Genomic DNA, 16,143 nt, shown 5'->3' with positions numbered 1-16,143 from the left:
CCCGGTGCGCTTCTTCGGGACGGCGGCGACGGTGGTCACAGCCTCTCCTCTCCATCGAGGGTGCGCGCGGCCGCCCGCCGGGGATCGACGGGCGGCCGCGGGTGGGGTCACTCGGTGACGGTGAACCCGGCGTTCTCGAGGTCGCCGAGCGTGGTGCTCTGCATCTTGGCGACCGCGTCCACGAACGCCGAGGCCTTCCGGGACTCCGCGGCCTTGGCGAACTCGTCGTTGTACGCCGAGAAGGCGACGTTGACGTTCGGGCCGTAGGTGAACGGCTGCACCGTCTCGGCGATCTGCGACGCCACGGTGTAGAAGTCCGCCTGGTTGGGGAAGAACGCGGGCGGCGCCGCGAGCGCCTCGGCCTGACCGGGGATGTCGGCCGGGTACAGACCCCCCTCCTGGGCCAGGATGTTGACGCCCTCCTGGCTGGTGTTCATCCAGGCGATGAACTCCGCGGCCTCCTCGGGGTGCTTCGACTGCGACGTCACGGACGACGCCGAGCCGCCCCAGTTGCCGGTGGCCTCGTCACCCTCGTTCCACTGCGGCAGCGGCGCCATGGCCCACTTGCCCACGGTGTCGGGGGCGTTGCCCTCCAGCACCCCGGGCGCCCAGATCGCGGAGACCCAGGCCGCCTGCGTGCCGTCGTTGAGGGCCGCGTTCCACTCGGGGGTGTACATCGGCTTGTTGTCGATGACGCCCCGCTCCACCAGGTCGCCCCAGTACTGCGCGACCTTCTGCGTCGGCTCGGCGTCGATCTCGACCGACCAGGCATCACCGTCGATGCCCCACCACGAGGCGCCGGCCTGCTGCGCCAGGCCGGTGAACCAGCCGGCGTCGGTCGCGGAGAAGGTGCCGAGGTACTTGGTCGGGTCGGCGGTGTGCAGCTGCTCGGCGACCTGGGCGTACTGCTCCCACGTCGTCGGGACCTCCAGGCCGTACTGCTCGAAGATGTCGGCCCGGTAGTACAGCTCCATGGGGCCGGAGTCCTGCGGCACGCCGTACACGGCGTCGCTGCCGAGGGTCACCGACTCCCAGGTGCCGTCGGCGAAGTGGTCGGCCGTGCCCTCGGGCAGGACGTCCGCGATGTCCAGGAGTGCGTCCGACGAGACCAGCGTGGGGATCTTCTGGTACTCGGTCTGGAAGATGTCCGGGGCTCCCGAGCCGGCCTTGATGGCGGTCAGCAGCTTGGTGACCGCCGGGTCGCCACCGTCCTGCTTGTTGACGGTCACCTGGATGTCCGGGTTGGCCGCGTTCCAGGCCGCAGCGACCTCGTCCATCCCGGGCGCCCAGGTCCAGAACGTCAGCTCGACCTTCCCGCCGGCGCTCTCGGTGTCGTCCGAACCACCGTCGTCCCCCGACGAGCACGCGGTGGCGAGCAGGGCCGTCGCCGCGACGACGGCCGCGAGCCTCATGCCATGGTGCAGGCGCATCTGACCTCCTTGTCATGGTCCGCCGCGTCGTCGCGCCGGACGGGCGCCCTCTGACGGTCGCCTCTGGCTGTGCACGCTCACAGTAGTCAACCCGGTTCGCGCCTTGTCAACAGGGAGGAAGGTGGTGTTATCTCCTCGTTGTACGGCGTCGCAGAACCGGGACCGTGCACAAGGACTTCGACCCGATGGAGCGTCATGCCTGACTACCCCTGGCCTCTCGGCCTCGACGGGATCGCCTACGGCGGCGACTACAACCCGGAGCAGTGGCCGCAGGAGGTCTGGGCGCAGGACGTGGCCCTCATGCGCGAGGCCGGCGTCAACCTGGTCAGCATCGGGATCTTCTCCTGGGCCCTGCTCGAGCCGACCGAGGGCGTCTTCGAGTTCGGCTGGCTGGACGGGCTGATCGACCTGCTGCACGAGAACGGCATCCGGGTCGACCTGGGAACGCCGACGGCGTCGCCGCCCGCCTGGTTCTTCGCCACCTACCCGGACGCGCGGATCGTCACGCGCGACGGCACCGTCCTGGGCTTCGGGTCACGCGGCCTGGCCGGCCCGAGCCACCCCGCCTACCTGCGCGCGTCCACCCGGATCGCCTCCGAGCTGGCGCAGCGCTACGGCCGGCACCCCGCGGTCGCGCTCTGGCACGTGCACAACGAGTACGGCGCACCCGTGGGTGAGGACTACTCGGCGTCCGCCGCGGTCGCGTTCCGCGGATGGCTGCAGGAGCGCTACGGCTCGCTCGACGCGCTCAACGACGCGTGGGGAACGGCGTTCTGGGGTCAGCGCTACGGGTCGTGGGACCACGTGAACCCGCCGTCGGTAGCCCCCAGTGTGGTCAACCCCGCGCAGCGCCTCGACTTCGCCCGGTTCAGCGACCACGCCCTGCGGCAGGCGTTCGTCGCCGAGCGCGACGCCATCCGTGCGCACTCCGACATCCCGGTCACCACCAACTTCCAGGCGGGGTCGTGCCCGTCGATCGACCTGTGGAAGTGGGCCCGTGAGGTGGACGTCGTCTCCAACGACCACTACCTCACGGCCGCCGACGAGCGCGGCCACGTGCAGCTGGCCTTCGTCGCCGACCTCACGCGGTCCGTCGCGCAGGGCCGGCCGTGGATGCTCATGGAGCACTCGACGTCGGCGGTCAACTGGCAGCCCCGCAACGTCGCCAAGCGCGCCGGGGAGATGGCCCGCAACGCGTTCAGCCACCTCGGGCGCGGGGCCGACGCGATCCTGTTCTTCCAGTGGCGCGCCTCGCGCTCGGGTGCGGAGAAGTTCCACTCCGCGATGCTGCCGCACGCGGGCACGTCGTCGCGGGTGTGGCGCGAGGTGGTGACGCTCGGCGCGGACCTGCAGCGGCTCACCCCGGTGCTGGGCTCCCGCGTGCACGCCGACGTCGCGATCCTGTGGGACTGGGAGTCGTTCTGGGCGCAGGACCTCGAGTGGCGCCCGAGCGTGGACCTCGACCACCGCGAGCGCGTCATGGCGTACTACGACCGGCTGTGGCGCGACGGGCTCACCGTGGACTTCGTCCTGCCGGACGCCGACCTGGCGCCGTACCGGCTCGTCCTGGCCCCGGCCTCCTACCTGCTCAGCACCGCCGCCAGCGAGAACCTGACGCGGTACGTGGCCGGCGGCGGCACGCTGCTCACCTCGTACTTCTCCGCGATCGTCGACGAGTCCGACGCGGTGCACGTGGGCGGGTACGGCGCTCCCCTGCGCGACGCGCTGGGCCTGACCGTCGAGGAGTTCCTGCCGCTGCGCGAGGGCGGCCGGGTGCACCTCGACAACGGTCTCGTCGCCAGGACCTGGACCGAGGACCTGGCCCTCGAGGGTGCGCGGGTGGTCTCCGCCTACGCGGACGGCCCCGCCGCCGGCCGACCCGCGATCACCCGGCACCAGCACGGCGACGGCGTCGGGTGGTACGTGTCGACGGCGCTCGACGCCGACGCGCTCGAGACCGTCATGGCCCCCGTCTACGCCGACGCCGGGCTGGCCCCCAGCGGGCTCCCCGACGAGGTCGAGGTGGTCCGCCGGCACGGCGCCGACGCCGACTACGTGATCGCCATCAACCACGGCGACGAGCCCGTCGCGATCCCCGCCGACGGCGTCCTGCTGCTCACCGGCGACGTCGCGCACGGGTCGGTCAAGGTCCCCGCGGGCGGCGTCGTCGTCGTCGAGGAGGGCCGCACCAGCTGAACCACCCCGCGGGCGCTCCCGCCCGTCGGCCGCCACCACGTCAAGGAGGACGAGGATGAGGGTTCATGCACGGTTCTGGTGGTCCTGCGCCGCGGCGCTCGGGACGGTGCTGGCGTTGACCGCCGGCTCGCCGCCCCCCGCGCCGGTCCCCGCCGCCGACCCGACGCCCGGGGTCGTCGACAACGCCGGGTTCGAGCAGGGCCTGACCGGCTGGACGGTCACCGGCACGGGCGCCGCCGTGGAGAGCGGCGGGCGCGACGGTTCGCGGCTCACGCACTGGTCGGCGTCGCGGTACCGGGTGAGCACGTCCCAGCGCGTCGAAGGGCTGGCCGACGGCTGGTGGACCGTGAGCGCGTGGGTCAAGTCCGGCGGGCTGGACGCCACGTCGCTGCGGCTGACCGGCTGCGGCGTCGACGACGCCACCACGCTGCCGGGCACCCTGCAGGACGACGCGTGGGTCCGGCTGTCCGTGTCCGCCTACGTGGTCGGCGGGGCGTGCACCATCTCCGTGGACACCGACGGACCCGCGAACGCGTGGGCGAGCGTCGACGACGTCTCGCTCGCCCCCGGGCAGGTGACGCGCGCCATCCGCGGCGGCGACCTGTCCGGGCTGGCCAAGAACGAGGACGCCGGAGCCACCTACGCCTCCGCCACGGGCGCGCCCGGGGACCCCGTGCGGCTGCTCGCCGACGCCGGCATGAACCTCGGCCGGCTGAAGGTCTGGGTCGACCCCGCCGACGGGTACAACGAGGTCACGCACGTGGTCGCCACCGCGAAGCGGATCAAGGCCGCGGGCATGGCGCTGATGGTCGACTTCCACTACTCCGACCGCTGGACCGACCCCGGCGCGCAGGGCGTGCCCGCCGCCTGGGCTACCCATGACGCCGCCCAGCTGGCCGTCGACGTGCACGACCACACCGTCGAGGTGCTCACCGCCCTGAAGTCGGCGGGGATCACCGCGGACTACGTCCAGGTGGGCAACGAGATCAATCCCGGGATGCTGTGGCCGTGGGGGCAGACGTGGGACGTCGACCCGTCGGACGACGTGCCGGGCGCCCAGTGGGACAACCTCGCGGCGTTCCTGACGGCCGGCCACGACGCGGTCAAGGAGGTCTCCCCCACCACCAGGACGATCCTGCACCTGACCAACATCAACAACGGGATCGGCTCCCTGACCTGGTGGTTCGACGAGGTCACCGCGCGCGGCGTGCCGTTCGACGTGATCGGGCTGTCCTACTACGGGTACTGGCACGGGTCGCTGGCGGACCTGCAGGAGGCGGTCACCACGCTGTCCGACCGGTACGACCGCGACGTGGTGGTCGTCGAGACCGCGTACCCGTTCACCCTGGACGACGACACCCCGGCCTGGGAGAACATCCTCAACACCCCCGACGAGCTCGTCGCCGGCTACCCGGCCACGCCGGCCGGTCAGGCCTCCGCGCTGCGGGCCGTGCAGGACGTGGTCGCCTCGGCGCCCGGCGGACGCGGCCTCGGCACCGTCTACTGGGAGCCGGCGTGGACCTCGGTCGCGGGCAACGGCTGGGACCCGGCCGACCCCACGTCCGGGAACGCCTGGGAGAACCAGGCGATGTTCGGGTTCGACGGGCGGCTGCTGCCCGTCGCGGCCGAGCTGCAGGCCGATCCCGTGGCGCCCGCCGCGCGGGCGGCGTCGACCACGTCGCTGCGTGTGGCACGCGGGCGCGGGCAGCACGCGGCCGCGACGGTGGCACACGTGTCGGTCCGGGCGGGCCGCACGGCGCCGACCGGGCTGGTCGTCGTCCGGGACGGCGGCGTCGAGGTCGGGCGCGCACTGCTGCGGGCGCGGGACCGCGGAGCCGTCGACGTCCGGCTCGGTCCGCTCCCTCGCGGCACCCACGTGCTCACGGCGCAGTACGCGGGCGACCTGTCGGTCCTCGGGTCGACGTCCCGACCGCTGACCGTCCGGCGGTAGCCGTCGGACCGCGCGGACCCGCGGGCACGACGAAGGCCGGTCGACGTCCCCTCCGACGTCGGCCGGCCTTCGTCGTGCCGGTCAGCCCACCGCGGAGAAGTCCAGCTGGTCGTCGACCACCGCGATGACGCTCCACGTGGCGCCGTCGGCGTCCGCGAGCTCATACGTCGGCACCAGCACGGACGCGCCGGTCGGCAGGGTGGTCAGGGCGACCCCGAGCCGGGCGGACACGAGCGTGACCTCCTGCACCGGCCACGCCAGCGGGCTGCCCGCCTGGGGCGTGGCCGGGACGGTCGGCTCCACCGCGGCCTGCGGCTCCGACGACGACGCCGCGTCGTCGGCGGTGCGCATACCCCCGGCCGCGAGCGGCATCACCCCGCCGCCCCCCGAGGCACCGAACCGCGGGTCGTCCAGCCGGGCGACCGCGTCGGTCGGGCTCACCACGTCGTAGCTGCCCAGCTCGACCAGCGGGGCGAGCGGCACGTACAGCGACTGCACGCCGTCGGCCACGACCGTCACGCTCGCCGTCACGCCGGTCAGCTGGCCGTCGAGCACCTGGCTGGCCGACACGTTGGTGACCTGCGGGCTGCCCGGGTCGGTCGACGCGGCGAGCTCGTACCCGGCGGGGTCGACGCCGACGGCGGACAGCGCCTCCTTCGCCCGGTCGATCGCCGCGTCCCCCGTCGGCGCCGGCGCCGCGGTGCTGCACCCGGGACCGCCCACGATGCCGGTCTCCGGCACGGCGAACCCCTCCTCGGCCGTGCCCGTGCTCGGCTCGTCGGCCCCGCCCGTGCTCGGCTCCTCGATCCTGTCCGGCGCCGAGCGCACGCAGTTCCACGGGTCCCGGGTGGGGTCGTAGTAGGACAGGCTCGCGAGGCCGTCCGCCGACAGCGACACGGACGCCGCGGAGCCGTCGTTCGGACCCACCGACCACGTGCCGTACTCGAGCCTCGGCTGCCCGGGCACGCCGAGCGCCGCGGCTGCCGCCGCCGCGGTCGCCTCGGAGTAGACGCCTGCGGCGTCGAAGCCCCACGCGCCGCCCGAGCCACCCTCGCCGGACAGCCCGCTGGCCGCGAACACCGTCCGACCGCCCCACCAGGGGTACATCATCTTGGTGTCGACCGCGCCGCCCGCCATGGACGCCGCCTGGGGGGCCGTGTCCGCGCGGCCGCCGGCGGCGCTCTCCAGCGTGATCGCCGGCAGCACCGCCTGGGTCGGCGCGCTGTTCACGCCGTACGCGTAGCCGCCCCCGCCGATCACCGCGACGCCCGCGACCGCGGCCGCGACCTGCAGCCAGCGTGGCGCGCGCCGGGAGCGGCGGGCGGCGAGCTCGTCGGCAGGCGCGGCCACGGGGACGCCGGTGCGCTGGGTGACGGCGGCGTACAGCGCGGGCACGTCCGGGGTCGCACCCGCGGCGGGGTCGGCCGCCTGCAGGCGGGCGAACGCCGTGTCGTCGGCGGTGCCGTCGGGGATGCCGTCGGTCGTCCCGTTCTCGGTGCGGTCGTCCACGGTCCTGCCTCCTGGTCCTGGGTGGATCGCTCTCTACCCCTCATGTGTCCCGGCGGCCTCCGCGCTTGCACGGGTTCACCCCGCGTTGCACCGCTCGCCCGGCCGTCCCCGCTCCCGCTCCGGGCGCGAGAACGTGGGTTCGGCACGAGCGCGGGGGTTCGCAGCCACGATCTCGCGCCGAACCCACGATCTCGCGGCCGCCGCCCGCCGCCCGCCGCCAGCCGCCTGCCGCCGCCGCGCGCCGCCGCCGGCCGCCGGTCCGGCTCAGGCCTCGGCGGCCGCCCAGACCTCACGGAGGCGGGCCCGGGCGCGGCTCAGCGCGGCGTCCGCGCCGCCGCGGCCGATGCCGAGCACGTGGGCGAGCTCCTCGCCGGACAGGCCCTCCCACGCGTTGAGCAGCAGGATCTCCCGGTCCCGCGGGCTGAGGGCGCCCAGCACCTCGCGGACGCGCTCCTCCTGGACCGCCCGGACCGCGGGGTCGTCGGAGTCGAGCTCCTCGGGCACGTCGCCGACCGGGACAGGGCGACCCTTGCGACGGTGGTTCGCGACGACGAAGCCGGCCGTGCGGTACAGCCAGGGCAGCTCGGCGCCGTCCGGGACGTCGGCCCGGCGCCGCCAAGCCACCGTGAGCACGTCGGCGGCCAGGTCCTCCGCCTCGTCACGGCCGGCGCGCCGCACGACGAACCGGTGCACCGCGGTGGCGTGCTGCCGGACGAGCGCCTCGAACCAGACGGCGTCGTGCGACGGGTCGGGACCGGACGCGCCGGCCTCCGCCGGGTCCGTGTCGTCCGGCGGGGCGTCGGGCGAGAGGGTGGTCTCGCCGTTCGGCGTGCTCGGTGTCCGCGACGGCACGGTGCTCCCTGGTCTGGTCGGGTGGCCTACACCTGCACTCTGTCGCGACCGTCCCGCTTCTTGCACGACCCGGGCGCCCGCGTGCCCGGAACGGCTCAGAGCCCGTCGGCCACCACGGCGGTCACCCGCAGCCAGGCGTCACGCGTGGTCAGGTCGAGGGAGTCGTAGTCGATGGGTCCGCCCGAGACCAGCGCCCGGTCGTGCGGCACGTCGATGACCGCGCGGGTGAGGGCGCCGAAGTGGGACCGCAGACGCTTCTGCAGGTCCTTGTCCACCTTCGGCTCCGGCGCGGACAGCACGGTGACGGCCCGGCGGACCGCTTCCTCGTGGCCGGTGGCACGCAGGGCGTCGAGCGCCCACGCGGCCGACTGGGCGGTGTCCTCGCGCACGGTGGACACCACGACGATCTGGTCGGCCGCCCCGACGGCCGCCTGCCAGTTCGAGGCGCGCATGTTGTTGCCCGTGTCGATGACCAGCACCCGGTAGAAGCGGGAGAGCACCTGGTGCAGGGCGGTGAACGAGTCCGCGTCCACGGACGACGCCGACGCCGAGTTCTCGTCGGACGCCAGCACGTCGAACTGCTCGCTGGGCTGCGTGCGCACGAAGCCGTCCAGGTCACCGATCCGGACCGTGCCCTGCGGACCGAGCGACGGCAGGGCGTTCAGCAGGTCCACGGCCGTGCGGGTGTGGTCGGCGTGCGACGACCGCCAGCCGAGCGTGCCGCGCGTCTCGTTGTTGTCCCACGCGAGGGTGTACCCGCCGCGCTGCAGGCCGAACGTGGCCGCCAGCAGCATGGTCGCCGTCGTCTTGTGGGCGCCGCCCTTGGGGTTGATCACGACGACCGTCTTCGGGCCGTCGAGCGTGCGGCGCACGGAGGCCGAGTCGACCCGCCGACGACGCTCCACGGGCCCCGGTGCCGGCGAGACCACTCCGAACGTCAGCCGTCGGACCCCGGCACGCCACCCGTGCTCGGCGGGACCGGAGGCCGGGACGGGGTGGCGCGCGGCCAGCAGGTCGTCGAGCGTCGGCAGCGGCGTCGATCCGGATCCGGTCCCGACGGTCGCGGCGGGGCCACCGGCGCCACCGGACGCCGGGACGCCGTCCTCGTCGGCCGACGCGCCCGTCGGCCGGGACGTGCTGCCCCGCGTCGCCGCGGGTCCTCGGGCCGGGGTGCTGGGGGTGCCCTCCGCGAGCGGGGGGAGCGTGGCGGGCACGCTCGGCGCTGCCGAGTCTCCGCCGGTGAACGCCGCCTGCTGCGAGGACGACACCGCACCGGTGGATCCGTCGCGGTCGGCCGGACCGTCGGCAGAGCCGTCGCCGTCGATGAGCGCGGGTGCCTCGTCGACCAGGCCGTCGGGGTGGATCATCAGCGACCAGACGCCGTCGGGGTCGCGGACCTGCACGGGCACGGGCCGTCCGACGGTGCCCGCGAGCGCGGCGATGCGCGTCGTGATGGCCGCACCCGCCTCGGCGAGGTTCGCCATCCGCACCCGCTCGACGACGCCGTCGATCGAGATCTCTCCGGTGCCGTCGTCCCGCACCTCCGCGCGGATGTCCGGCATCTTCGTCGTCACTGGCGTGCCGTCGCTGCCGTCGCTGGCGTCACTCATGGTGTGGTTGCCCCTCGCTCCCGATCGTCCGCCCCCGAAACTACGCCGCACGGGCCTCGCGCGCATCGCGCAGACGCAGGCCAGCGCGCTGCCGACTGCGGGGGGCGGCTCAGCGCGCCGGGCGGGCACGGGACGAGGACGGGACGGGGACGGGCGGACGCGAGTTCGGACACACTCGGACGTCCCGGGCGTGTCGGCCCGTCACTCGTCGCCGCGGACCTCGAACCAGACCGTCTTGCCGTCGTCGTGGAGCTGGGTGCCCCAGTCGGAGGACAGCGCCTCGACCAGGGCGAGGCCACGTCCGCTCGGCGCGGTCGGCTCGGGATGACCGACCGTGGGGGTGCCGCCACCCGTGTCGCGCACGCCGACGCGCACGTCCTGCCCGTCGATGTGCAGCTGGATGCGGATCTGTGCGGCCTCGGGCCCGTGCACGACCGCGTTGGACACCAGCTCGCCCGTGAGGAGCTCGATCACCTGGTTGGAGGCTCCGCCGATCCCGGCCTCGGCGATGGTCCGCATCACCCAGTGCCGGGCAGCCCGGGGGGCCGTGCGGCCCGCCTCGACGACGAGCTCACGGTCGACGGCGCGCGCGTCGCGACGACGCACGCTGGCTGCACTCCGGAGGTCTCGGACGTCTCCCACGCGCCCCAGCCTGCCCGACACGGCGCCTTCTCGCCCGGGGGAACGCCACGCGTCCGGGTGAACGACCCGGCGGCACGAGGCGCCGACGGGGTCGCTCCCCCGCAGGTCACGGGTATCTATCGGCATCTGAGGCTCCTCAGACGGCAGGGAGCCCACCTCAGACCGATCTGCGGCGAGGCCGCGGCGAAGGACCGGTCGACCGACCGATCCGGGGGTACGCCCCTCACGGCGAGTGTCGTACTCGACAACGAGAGCCGGGCAGGTCGTCCGGCGCGATGAGGAGGACACCATGGCCGACTTCTGGGGACCCGCCCTCGACGCCGAGCTCGCCTACCGCCACGAGCGCCTGTTCACGGCGCTGCGCCGCATCCCGCCCGCCGAGGAGCTCGACGAGCCCCGCGACGAGCCGGGCGACCGGTCCGGCGTCGACGCCCGCGTCGACGACTCGCAGCCCACCCAGCGTCGCCGATCGGTGCGTGCGGCGCGTGGGTGGCTGCTGCGAGGATCGGAGACATGGCACGCGGCTCGATGAGCACACCGTTCGTCGCCCGCGCGGCGCAGGTCGACCAGCTCACGCTGGCGCTGCAGCGCGCGGGCGTCAACGAGCCCACGGCGGTCCTGATCGGCGCCGATGCGGGCGTCGGCAAGTCCCGGCTGCTCCGGCACGTGGCCGAGCAGGCGGAGGCCGCGGGCGCCCGAGTCGTGCTGTCCCACTGCGTCGACCTGGGAGAGATCGGCCTCCCGTACCTGCCCTTCGCGGAGGCGCTCTCGCAGCTGCAGGCGCTCGACCCCGTCGCGGTCGACGCGGTCGTGGCCAACCGCCCGGCGCTCGCCCGCCTGCTGCCCGGCCCGGCGGGGCAGGGCGGCGCTCCCGACGACCACTCCAACCGGCTCCAGCTGTTCGAGGGCCTGGTGGAGGTGCTGGGCGCAGTCGGCCGCCCCGGGCACCCCCTCCTGCTGATCCTGGAGGACCTGCACTGGGCCGACGCGTCGAGCCGGGACGTGCTGCGCTTCCTCGTCTCGCGGCTGCGCGACCAGCACCTGCTCGTCGTGGCCAGCTACCGCACGGACGACCTGCACCGGCGCCACCCGTGGCGGCCCGTCGCCACGGAGCTCGGCCGGCACGCCCGCGTCGAGCGTCTGGACCTGTCGCCGTTCACGGATGACGAGGTCCGCGAGTTCACCACAGCCCTGCACGGTTCCCCGCTGCCCGAGTCCACGCTGCGCCGGGTCATCGACCGGTCCGAGGGCAACGCGTACTTCGCCGAGGAGCTGCTGGAGGCCGGCACCGGGGCCGACGAGCTCCCGTGGTCGCTCGCCGACATCCTGCGCGCGCGCCTGGAGGTGCTCGACCCGACGGTCCAGCGCCTGGCCCGCATCGCGTCGGCGGCGGGGCGGCGGGTGTCCGAGCCGCTCCTGCGTGCGGCCGTCGCCGCGGACGGGGATCCTCAGCTCGCCGCCCCCGGCGGGGTCGACGCGGCGCTACGGGAGGCGGTCGCGCACCACGTGCTGGTCGGCGAGGCCGGCCTGATCGCGTTCCGGCACGCCCTGCTGGCCGAGGCGGTGTACACCGACCTGCTCCCCGGCGAGCAGGCGGCGCTGCACCGGGCCTACCTGCGGGTCCTGCGGGACGACCCGGGCCTGGGCCCCTCGTCGCAGCTGGCGTCGCACGCCCTGCAGGCACCGGACCTGCCGACCGCGCTGCAGGCGTCCCTGGAGGCGGCCGACCAGGCGCGCGAGGTGCTCGCGCCGGCGGAGGAGCTGCGCCATCTCGAGGTGGTGCTGCGGCTCTGGGCGGCGGTGCCGGAGGTCGCCGGGTCCCTGGGCAGCGACCACGTCGACGTCCTCGTGGCCGCCGCCGCGGCCGCGAGCCGCGCGGGGCAGGTGGACCGGGCGGTGCAGCTGGCGCGTGCCGCGGTCGAGGAGACGGCGTCCGACGTCCCCCGTCAGGCCCAGCTGCGCACCGTCCTCGCGCGGTACCTGCTGGGGGTCGAGGACGTGCACGACGCGCTCGAGCAGTCGTCGCGGGCGCTCGCGGACCTGCCGGACAGCCCCACGCCCGCGCGCGCCTGGGCGCTGGCCACGTACGCGCGCAGCGCCCTGAACGCCGACCTCGACGACGAGGCGGAGGCCAGCGCGACCCTCGCCGTCGAGCTGGCACGGTCGGCGGGGGCGGCCGATGCCGAGTCGGACGCGCTGACCACCCTGGCGGTGCTGGTGGTCGACGACGAGGAACGGGCGGCCGGGCTGCTGACCACCGCGCTGAGCCGCGCCCGGGAAGCCCGCGACTACGCCACCGAGCTGCGCACCATGTACAACCTGGCGAGCAACCGGTACTACGCGGGCGACCTGACGGCGGCCCGCCAGGTGACCGCCGACGGCGTCGAGCGTGCCCGGTCCCTGGGCATGACGTGGAGCGTCTACGGCGTCGAGCTGCGCATGTTCACGCAGCTCATCGGGTACGTCTCCGGCGACCTGACCCCCGCCGCCATCGGCGGGGTGCCCGAGGAGCTGGCGGACACGCTGATCGCGATGAACCTGTACGCGGCCGCGGCCCGCGGGGACGACGACGTGGTGGAGCGCGGGAACGCGCTGGAGCCCAGCTGGTCCCGCGACGGGCTGATCGCCCTGGTGGCCGGCGGCTGCACCATCGACGCGCACACCTGGCGCGGGGAGCTCGACGAGGCGATCACGCTCGCGCTCCGGCTCCTGGAGCACCTGTGGCGGGCGTGGTCGGACTACTTCCTCGGCGGCATCTGGCTGGTCGCGCTGGCCATGAGCGCGCTGGCGGACGCCGCCGCACAGGAACGGCTCCTGGGACGCGACGTCTCCGAGCGGCTGGCGCTGGGGGAACGCCTCCTGGAGCGCGCGCGGACGACCGCGGAGCGCGGCCGGCCGCGCGGTGGGCGGCTCGGCCCCGAGGGGCGGGCCTGGCTGGCGCGCGCGCACGCCGAGCACTCGCGGCTCACGGGCGTCAACGACGTCGCGCTGTGGCGGGCCACCGTCGCGGAGTTCGACTACGGGTACCGCTACGAGATCGCCCGCAGCCGGTTCCGCCTCGCCGAGGCGCTCCTGGAGGCGGGAGATCGCGAGGCGGCCCGCGACGAGGCCCGCCTCGCCCTGGGCGACGCCGACGCGATGGGTGCCGTGCCGCTGGCGACCGCCGTGCGAGGGCTCGCGCGCCGGGGCCGGCTGGACCTGCCGGGCGTCCGGGTGGGCGGGGTCGACGTGCTGACCCCCCGCGAGGCGGAGGTGCTCGCCCTCGTGGCGCAGGGGCTGTCCAACCGGCAGATCGGCGAGAAGCTCTTCATCTCCGGCAAGACGGTCTCCGTGCACATCTCCAACCTGCTGGCCAAGCTGGGCGTCTCGGGACGGGCCGAGGCCGTCTCGGTCGCGCACCAGCGAGGGCTGCTCGGTGCGGGCTGACCTGGGCAGCGCCGGATCCCAGCCCCTAGGTTGAGAGCCATGTCTCCGACGAAGACGCCTGCGGTGGAGCTCGACGTGCGCGGCCGGACGGTCCGTGTCAGCAGCCCGGACAAGATCTACTTCCCCGAGCGCGGCCTGACCAAGCTCGACGTCGTCGAGTACTTCGTCTCCGTCGGCGACGGCATCCTCGGAGCGCTGCTGGACCGGCCGACCACGCTGGAGCGGTGGCCCAAGGGCGTGTTCGAGGGCGCCAAGCTGGCCACCCGGATGGACTCCACGGGCGACGCGTTCTACCAGAAGCGCGTCCCGCAGGGCGCACCGGAGTACGTCCGGACCGCGCGGATCGCGTTCCCCAGCGGTCGCACGGCGGACGAGGTGGCGCCGAGCGAGCTCGCCGTCGTGGCGTGGGCCGCCAACCTGGGCACGCTCACGTTCCACCCGTGGCCCGTGCTGGGCGACGACGTGGACGCCCCCGACCAGCTGCGCATCGACCTGGACCCCCAGCCGGGCACCGACTTCGACGACGCCGCCCGCGTCGCGCCCCGCGTGCGTGAGCTGCTGGCCGAGCACGGGCTCGAAGGGACCCCCAAGACGTCCGGTGGGCGCGGGATCCACGTGTTCGTGCCGATCGAGCCCCGCTGGTCGTTCGTCGACGCCCGCCGCGCCACGATCGCGTTCGGTCGCGAGCTCGAACGGCGGATGCCGCAGGAGGTCACGATGAAGTGGTGGAAGGAGGAGCGCGGCCGCAAGATCTTCATCGACTACAACCAGATGGCCCGGGACCGCACGATCGCCTCGGCGTACTCGATCCGCACCAACCCCCGCGCCACCGTCTCCGCACCGCTGCGCTGGGACGAGGTCGCGGACGTGCACCCGAACGACTTCGACGTGACGACGATGCCCGAAAGGTTCGCGCAGGTGGGCGACCTGTTCGCCGCGCTCGTGGGGCACGCGGCCCCGCGCGGGTCCATCGAGTCGCTGCTGGAGCTGGCCGAGCGCCAGGAGCGCGAGGACGGCGAGGGCGACCTGCCCTACCCGCCCGAGTACCCGAAGATGCCCGGCGAGCCCAAGCGCGTGCAGCCGAGCAAGGACCGTGACCGCCCCCGCTGACCCTGCGGACGGCATCGTCTACGCCTCCGCGCGCGGGCGCTGGGTCCTGTTCGCCACCGTGCTCGGCTCCGCGATCGCGTTCATCGACGCGACGGTCGTGACGATCGCGCTCCCCACGATCGCCGACGACCTGGGCGCCACCACGGCAGACCTGCAGTGGACCGTCAACGCCTACGCGCTGACGCTCGCCGCGTTCCTGCTGCTGGGCGGCTCGCTCGGGGACCGGTTCGGCCGCAGGCGGGTCTTCCTGGTGGGCGTCGTGTGGTTCGCGGTCGCGTCCGTGCTGTGCGCCGTGGCACCGACGATCGGGGTGCTCAACGCGGCGCGCGCGTTCCAGGGGGTCGGCGGCGCGCTGCTCACGCCGGGCTCCCTGGCCATCCTCCAGTCGACGTTCAGCGGCCCCGACCGCGGCCGCGCGATCGGTGCGTGGTCGGGCCTCGGCGGCATCGCGGGCGCGGTGGCACCGTTCCTCGGTGGCTGGATCGTCGAGGTCACCACGTGGCGGTGGATCTTCGGCATCAACCTGCCGCTCGCGGTCGTGGTGGTCGCGGTGACCGTGCGACACGTGCCGGAGAGCGCCGACGCCGACGCGGCCACCACGCTCGACGTGGCCGGCACGGTGCTCGGCGCGCTCGGGCTCGCGGGGCTGACCTACGGGTTCACCGCGTGGACGGAGAGGGGGACGGCCGACGCGCTGGTCGTCGGCGCCCTGGCGTCCGGTGTCCTCGCGATGGCCGCGTTCCTCGTCGCCGAGTCCCGGGCCACCGCTCCCCTGCTGCCTCCCGGCCTGTTCCGGTGGCGCCCGTTCGCGGGCACCAACGCCGCCACGCTGCTGATCTACGCCGCGCTGTCGGGGCTGTTCTTCTTCCTCGTCGTGACCCTCCAGGTGGTGGCCGGCTACTCACCGCTGGCCGCCGGCCTGGCGCCCCTGCCGGTGACCGTGCTGATGCTGCTGCTGTCTCCGCGGGCCGGCGCCCTGGGCATGACCATGGGGCCGAAGATCCCGATGACCGTGGGGCCGCTGGTGTGCGCGGTCGGCGCGGTGCTGCTCGCGGGCATCGGACCGGACTCGCCCTACCTGAGCCACGTGCTCCCGGGCATCCTCGTGTTCGGGCTCGGCCTGTCCGCGACGGTCGCCCCCCTCACCACGACCGCGCTGGCCGCTGCGCCGGACCACCTCGCGGGCGTCGCCAGCGGGGTCAACAACGCCGTCGCGCGCGTGGCGGGCCTCCTGGCCATCGCGGTGCTGCCGCTGGTCGCCGGGGTGGGCGCGACGCTGACGGACCCGAGCACGCTCGAGCCGGCCCACCGCACGGCAATGCTCGTCTGCGCGGGCCTGCTGGCGGGCGGCGGGGTGATCTCGCTGCTGACGGTGCCGTCCCGCACCGACGCCGTGCGGCCGGTCGACGTGACGTGA

General features: G+C 74.5%; 11 protein-coding genes. 6 read left to right on the top strand and 5 right to left on the bottom strand.

Features of this window, described 5'->3' with window-relative positions; translation table 11 throughout:
- Positions 1–107: 107 nt before the first annotated feature.
- Entirely contained in the window at positions 108–1,430 is a 1,323-nt protein-coding gene (locus KG102_RS01590) for an ABC transporter substrate-binding protein (RefSeq protein WP_208289593.1), read from the bottom strand.
- A gap of 195 nt (positions 1,431–1,625) precedes the next feature.
- Between KG102_RS01590 and KG102_RS01585 the strand changes: the two genes are divergently transcribed.
- Together KG102_RS01585 and KG102_RS01580 are read left to right on the top strand one after the other, a co-directional pair.
- Positions 1,626–3,626, top strand: a complete 2,001-nt coding sequence (locus KG102_RS01585; RefSeq protein WP_208289594.1) for a beta-galactosidase — start codon at positions 1,626–1,628, stop codon at positions 3,624–3,626.
- A 55-nt stretch (positions 3,627–3,681) separates the two neighbouring features.
- Positions 3,682–5,577, top strand: coding sequence for a glycosyl hydrolase 53 family protein (locus tag KG102_RS01580; protein ID WP_208289595.1), 1,896 nt, complete (start codon positions 3,682–3,684; stop codon positions 5,575–5,577).
- 81 nt (positions 5,578–5,658) lie between these two features.
- On the opposite strand, the gene KG102_RS01575 is transcribed toward KG102_RS01580, so the two are convergent.
- The 4 genes from KG102_RS01575 to KG102_RS01560 form a co-directional block, all read right to left on the bottom strand.
- On the bottom strand, positions 5,659–7,086 hold the full coding sequence (locus KG102_RS01575; RefSeq protein ID WP_208289596.1) for a hypothetical protein: 1,428 nt from the start codon (positions 7,084–7,086) through the stop codon (positions 5,659–5,661).
- A 264-nt stretch (positions 7,087–7,350) separates the two neighbouring features.
- Positions 7,351–7,938, bottom strand: a complete 588-nt coding sequence (locus tag KG102_RS01570) for an RNA polymerase sigma factor (RefSeq protein ID WP_208289597.1) — start codon at positions 7,936–7,938, stop codon at positions 7,351–7,353.
- 95 nt (positions 7,939–8,033) lie between these two features.
- Positions 8,034–9,548 (bottom strand): chromosome partitioning protein, encoded by a 1,515-nt coding sequence (locus KG102_RS01565; RefSeq protein WP_208289598.1) that lies wholly within the window; start codon positions 9,546–9,548, stop codon positions 8,034–8,036.
- Between the two features lie 201 nt (positions 9,549–9,749).
- The gene (locus tag KG102_RS01560; protein WP_249667422.1) at positions 9,750–10,154 is read right to left on the bottom strand and encodes an ATP-binding protein; all 405 of its coding nucleotides are present in this window, start codon (positions 10,152–10,154) and stop codon (positions 9,750–9,752) included.
- A 325-nt stretch (positions 10,155–10,479) separates the two neighbouring features.
- On the opposite strand from KG102_RS01560, the gene KG102_RS01555 reads away from it, so the two are divergent.
- Genes KG102_RS01555 through KG102_RS01540 form a run of 4 tightly spaced genes read left to right on the top strand, consistent with a single transcriptional unit; the run spans position 10,480 to position 16,143 of the window.
- Entirely contained in the window at positions 10,480–10,722 is a 243-nt protein-coding gene (locus KG102_RS01555) for a hypothetical protein (RefSeq protein WP_208210202.1), read from the top strand.
- Positions 10,704–13,616 (top strand): helix-turn-helix transcriptional regulator, encoded by a 2,913-nt coding sequence (locus KG102_RS18940; RefSeq protein ID WP_307802841.1) that lies wholly within the window; start codon positions 10,704–10,706, stop codon positions 13,614–13,616. Before KG102_RS01555 ends, KG102_RS18940 begins: the two co-directional genes overlap by 19 nt.
- A gap of 39 nt (positions 13,617–13,655) precedes the next feature.
- Positions 13,656–14,726 (top strand): DNA polymerase domain-containing protein, encoded by a 1,071-nt coding sequence (locus tag KG102_RS01545; protein WP_208210203.1) that lies wholly within the window; start codon positions 13,656–13,658, stop codon positions 14,724–14,726.
- Positions 14,710–16,143 carry a DHA2 family efflux MFS transporter permease subunit gene (locus tag KG102_RS01540; RefSeq protein WP_208289599.1) on the top strand — a complete coding sequence of 478 codons (1,434 nt, stop codon included), beginning with the start codon at positions 14,710–14,712 and terminating at the stop codon, positions 16,141–16,143. Before KG102_RS01545 ends, KG102_RS01540 begins: the two co-directional genes overlap by 17 nt.

This window comes from Cellulomonas fengjieae, assembly GCF_018388465.1.
GTDB classification, from domain to species: Bacteria; Actinomycetota; Actinomycetes; order Actinomycetales; family Cellulomonadaceae; genus Cellulomonas; species Cellulomonas fengjieae.
The sequence above is the reverse complement of the archived record's forward strand: the minus strand, read 5'-3'. Positions and strand labels throughout refer to the sequence as shown.

Excerpts from the sequence above, each read along its gene's own strand:
- KG102_RS18940 (WP_307802841.1), top strand. The coding sequence starts at position 10,704 with ATGGCACGCGGCTCGATGAGCACACCGTTCGTCGCCCGCGCGGCGCAG.
- KG102_RS01590 (WP_208289593.1), bottom strand. The coding sequence starts at position 1,430 with ATGCGCCTGCACCATGGCATGAGGCTCGCGGCCGTCGTCGCGGCGACG.
- KG102_RS01585 (WP_208289594.1), top strand. The coding sequence starts at position 1,626 with ATGCCTGACTACCCCTGGCCTCTCGGCCTCGACGGGATCGCCTACGGC.
- KG102_RS01580 (WP_208289595.1), top strand. The coding sequence starts at position 3,682 with ATGAGGGTTCATGCACGGTTCTGGTGGTCCTGCGCCGCGGCGCTCGGG.
- KG102_RS01555 (WP_208210202.1), top strand. The coding sequence starts at position 10,480 with ATGGCCGACTTCTGGGGACCCGCCCTCGACGCCGAGCTCGCCTACCGC.
- KG102_RS01545 (WP_208210203.1), top strand. The coding sequence starts at position 13,656 with ATGTCTCCGACGAAGACGCCTGCGGTGGAGCTCGACGTGCGCGGCCGG.
- KG102_RS01565 (WP_208289598.1), bottom strand. The coding sequence starts at position 9,548 with ATGAGTGACGCCAGCGACGGCAGCGACGGCACGCCAGTGACGACGAAG.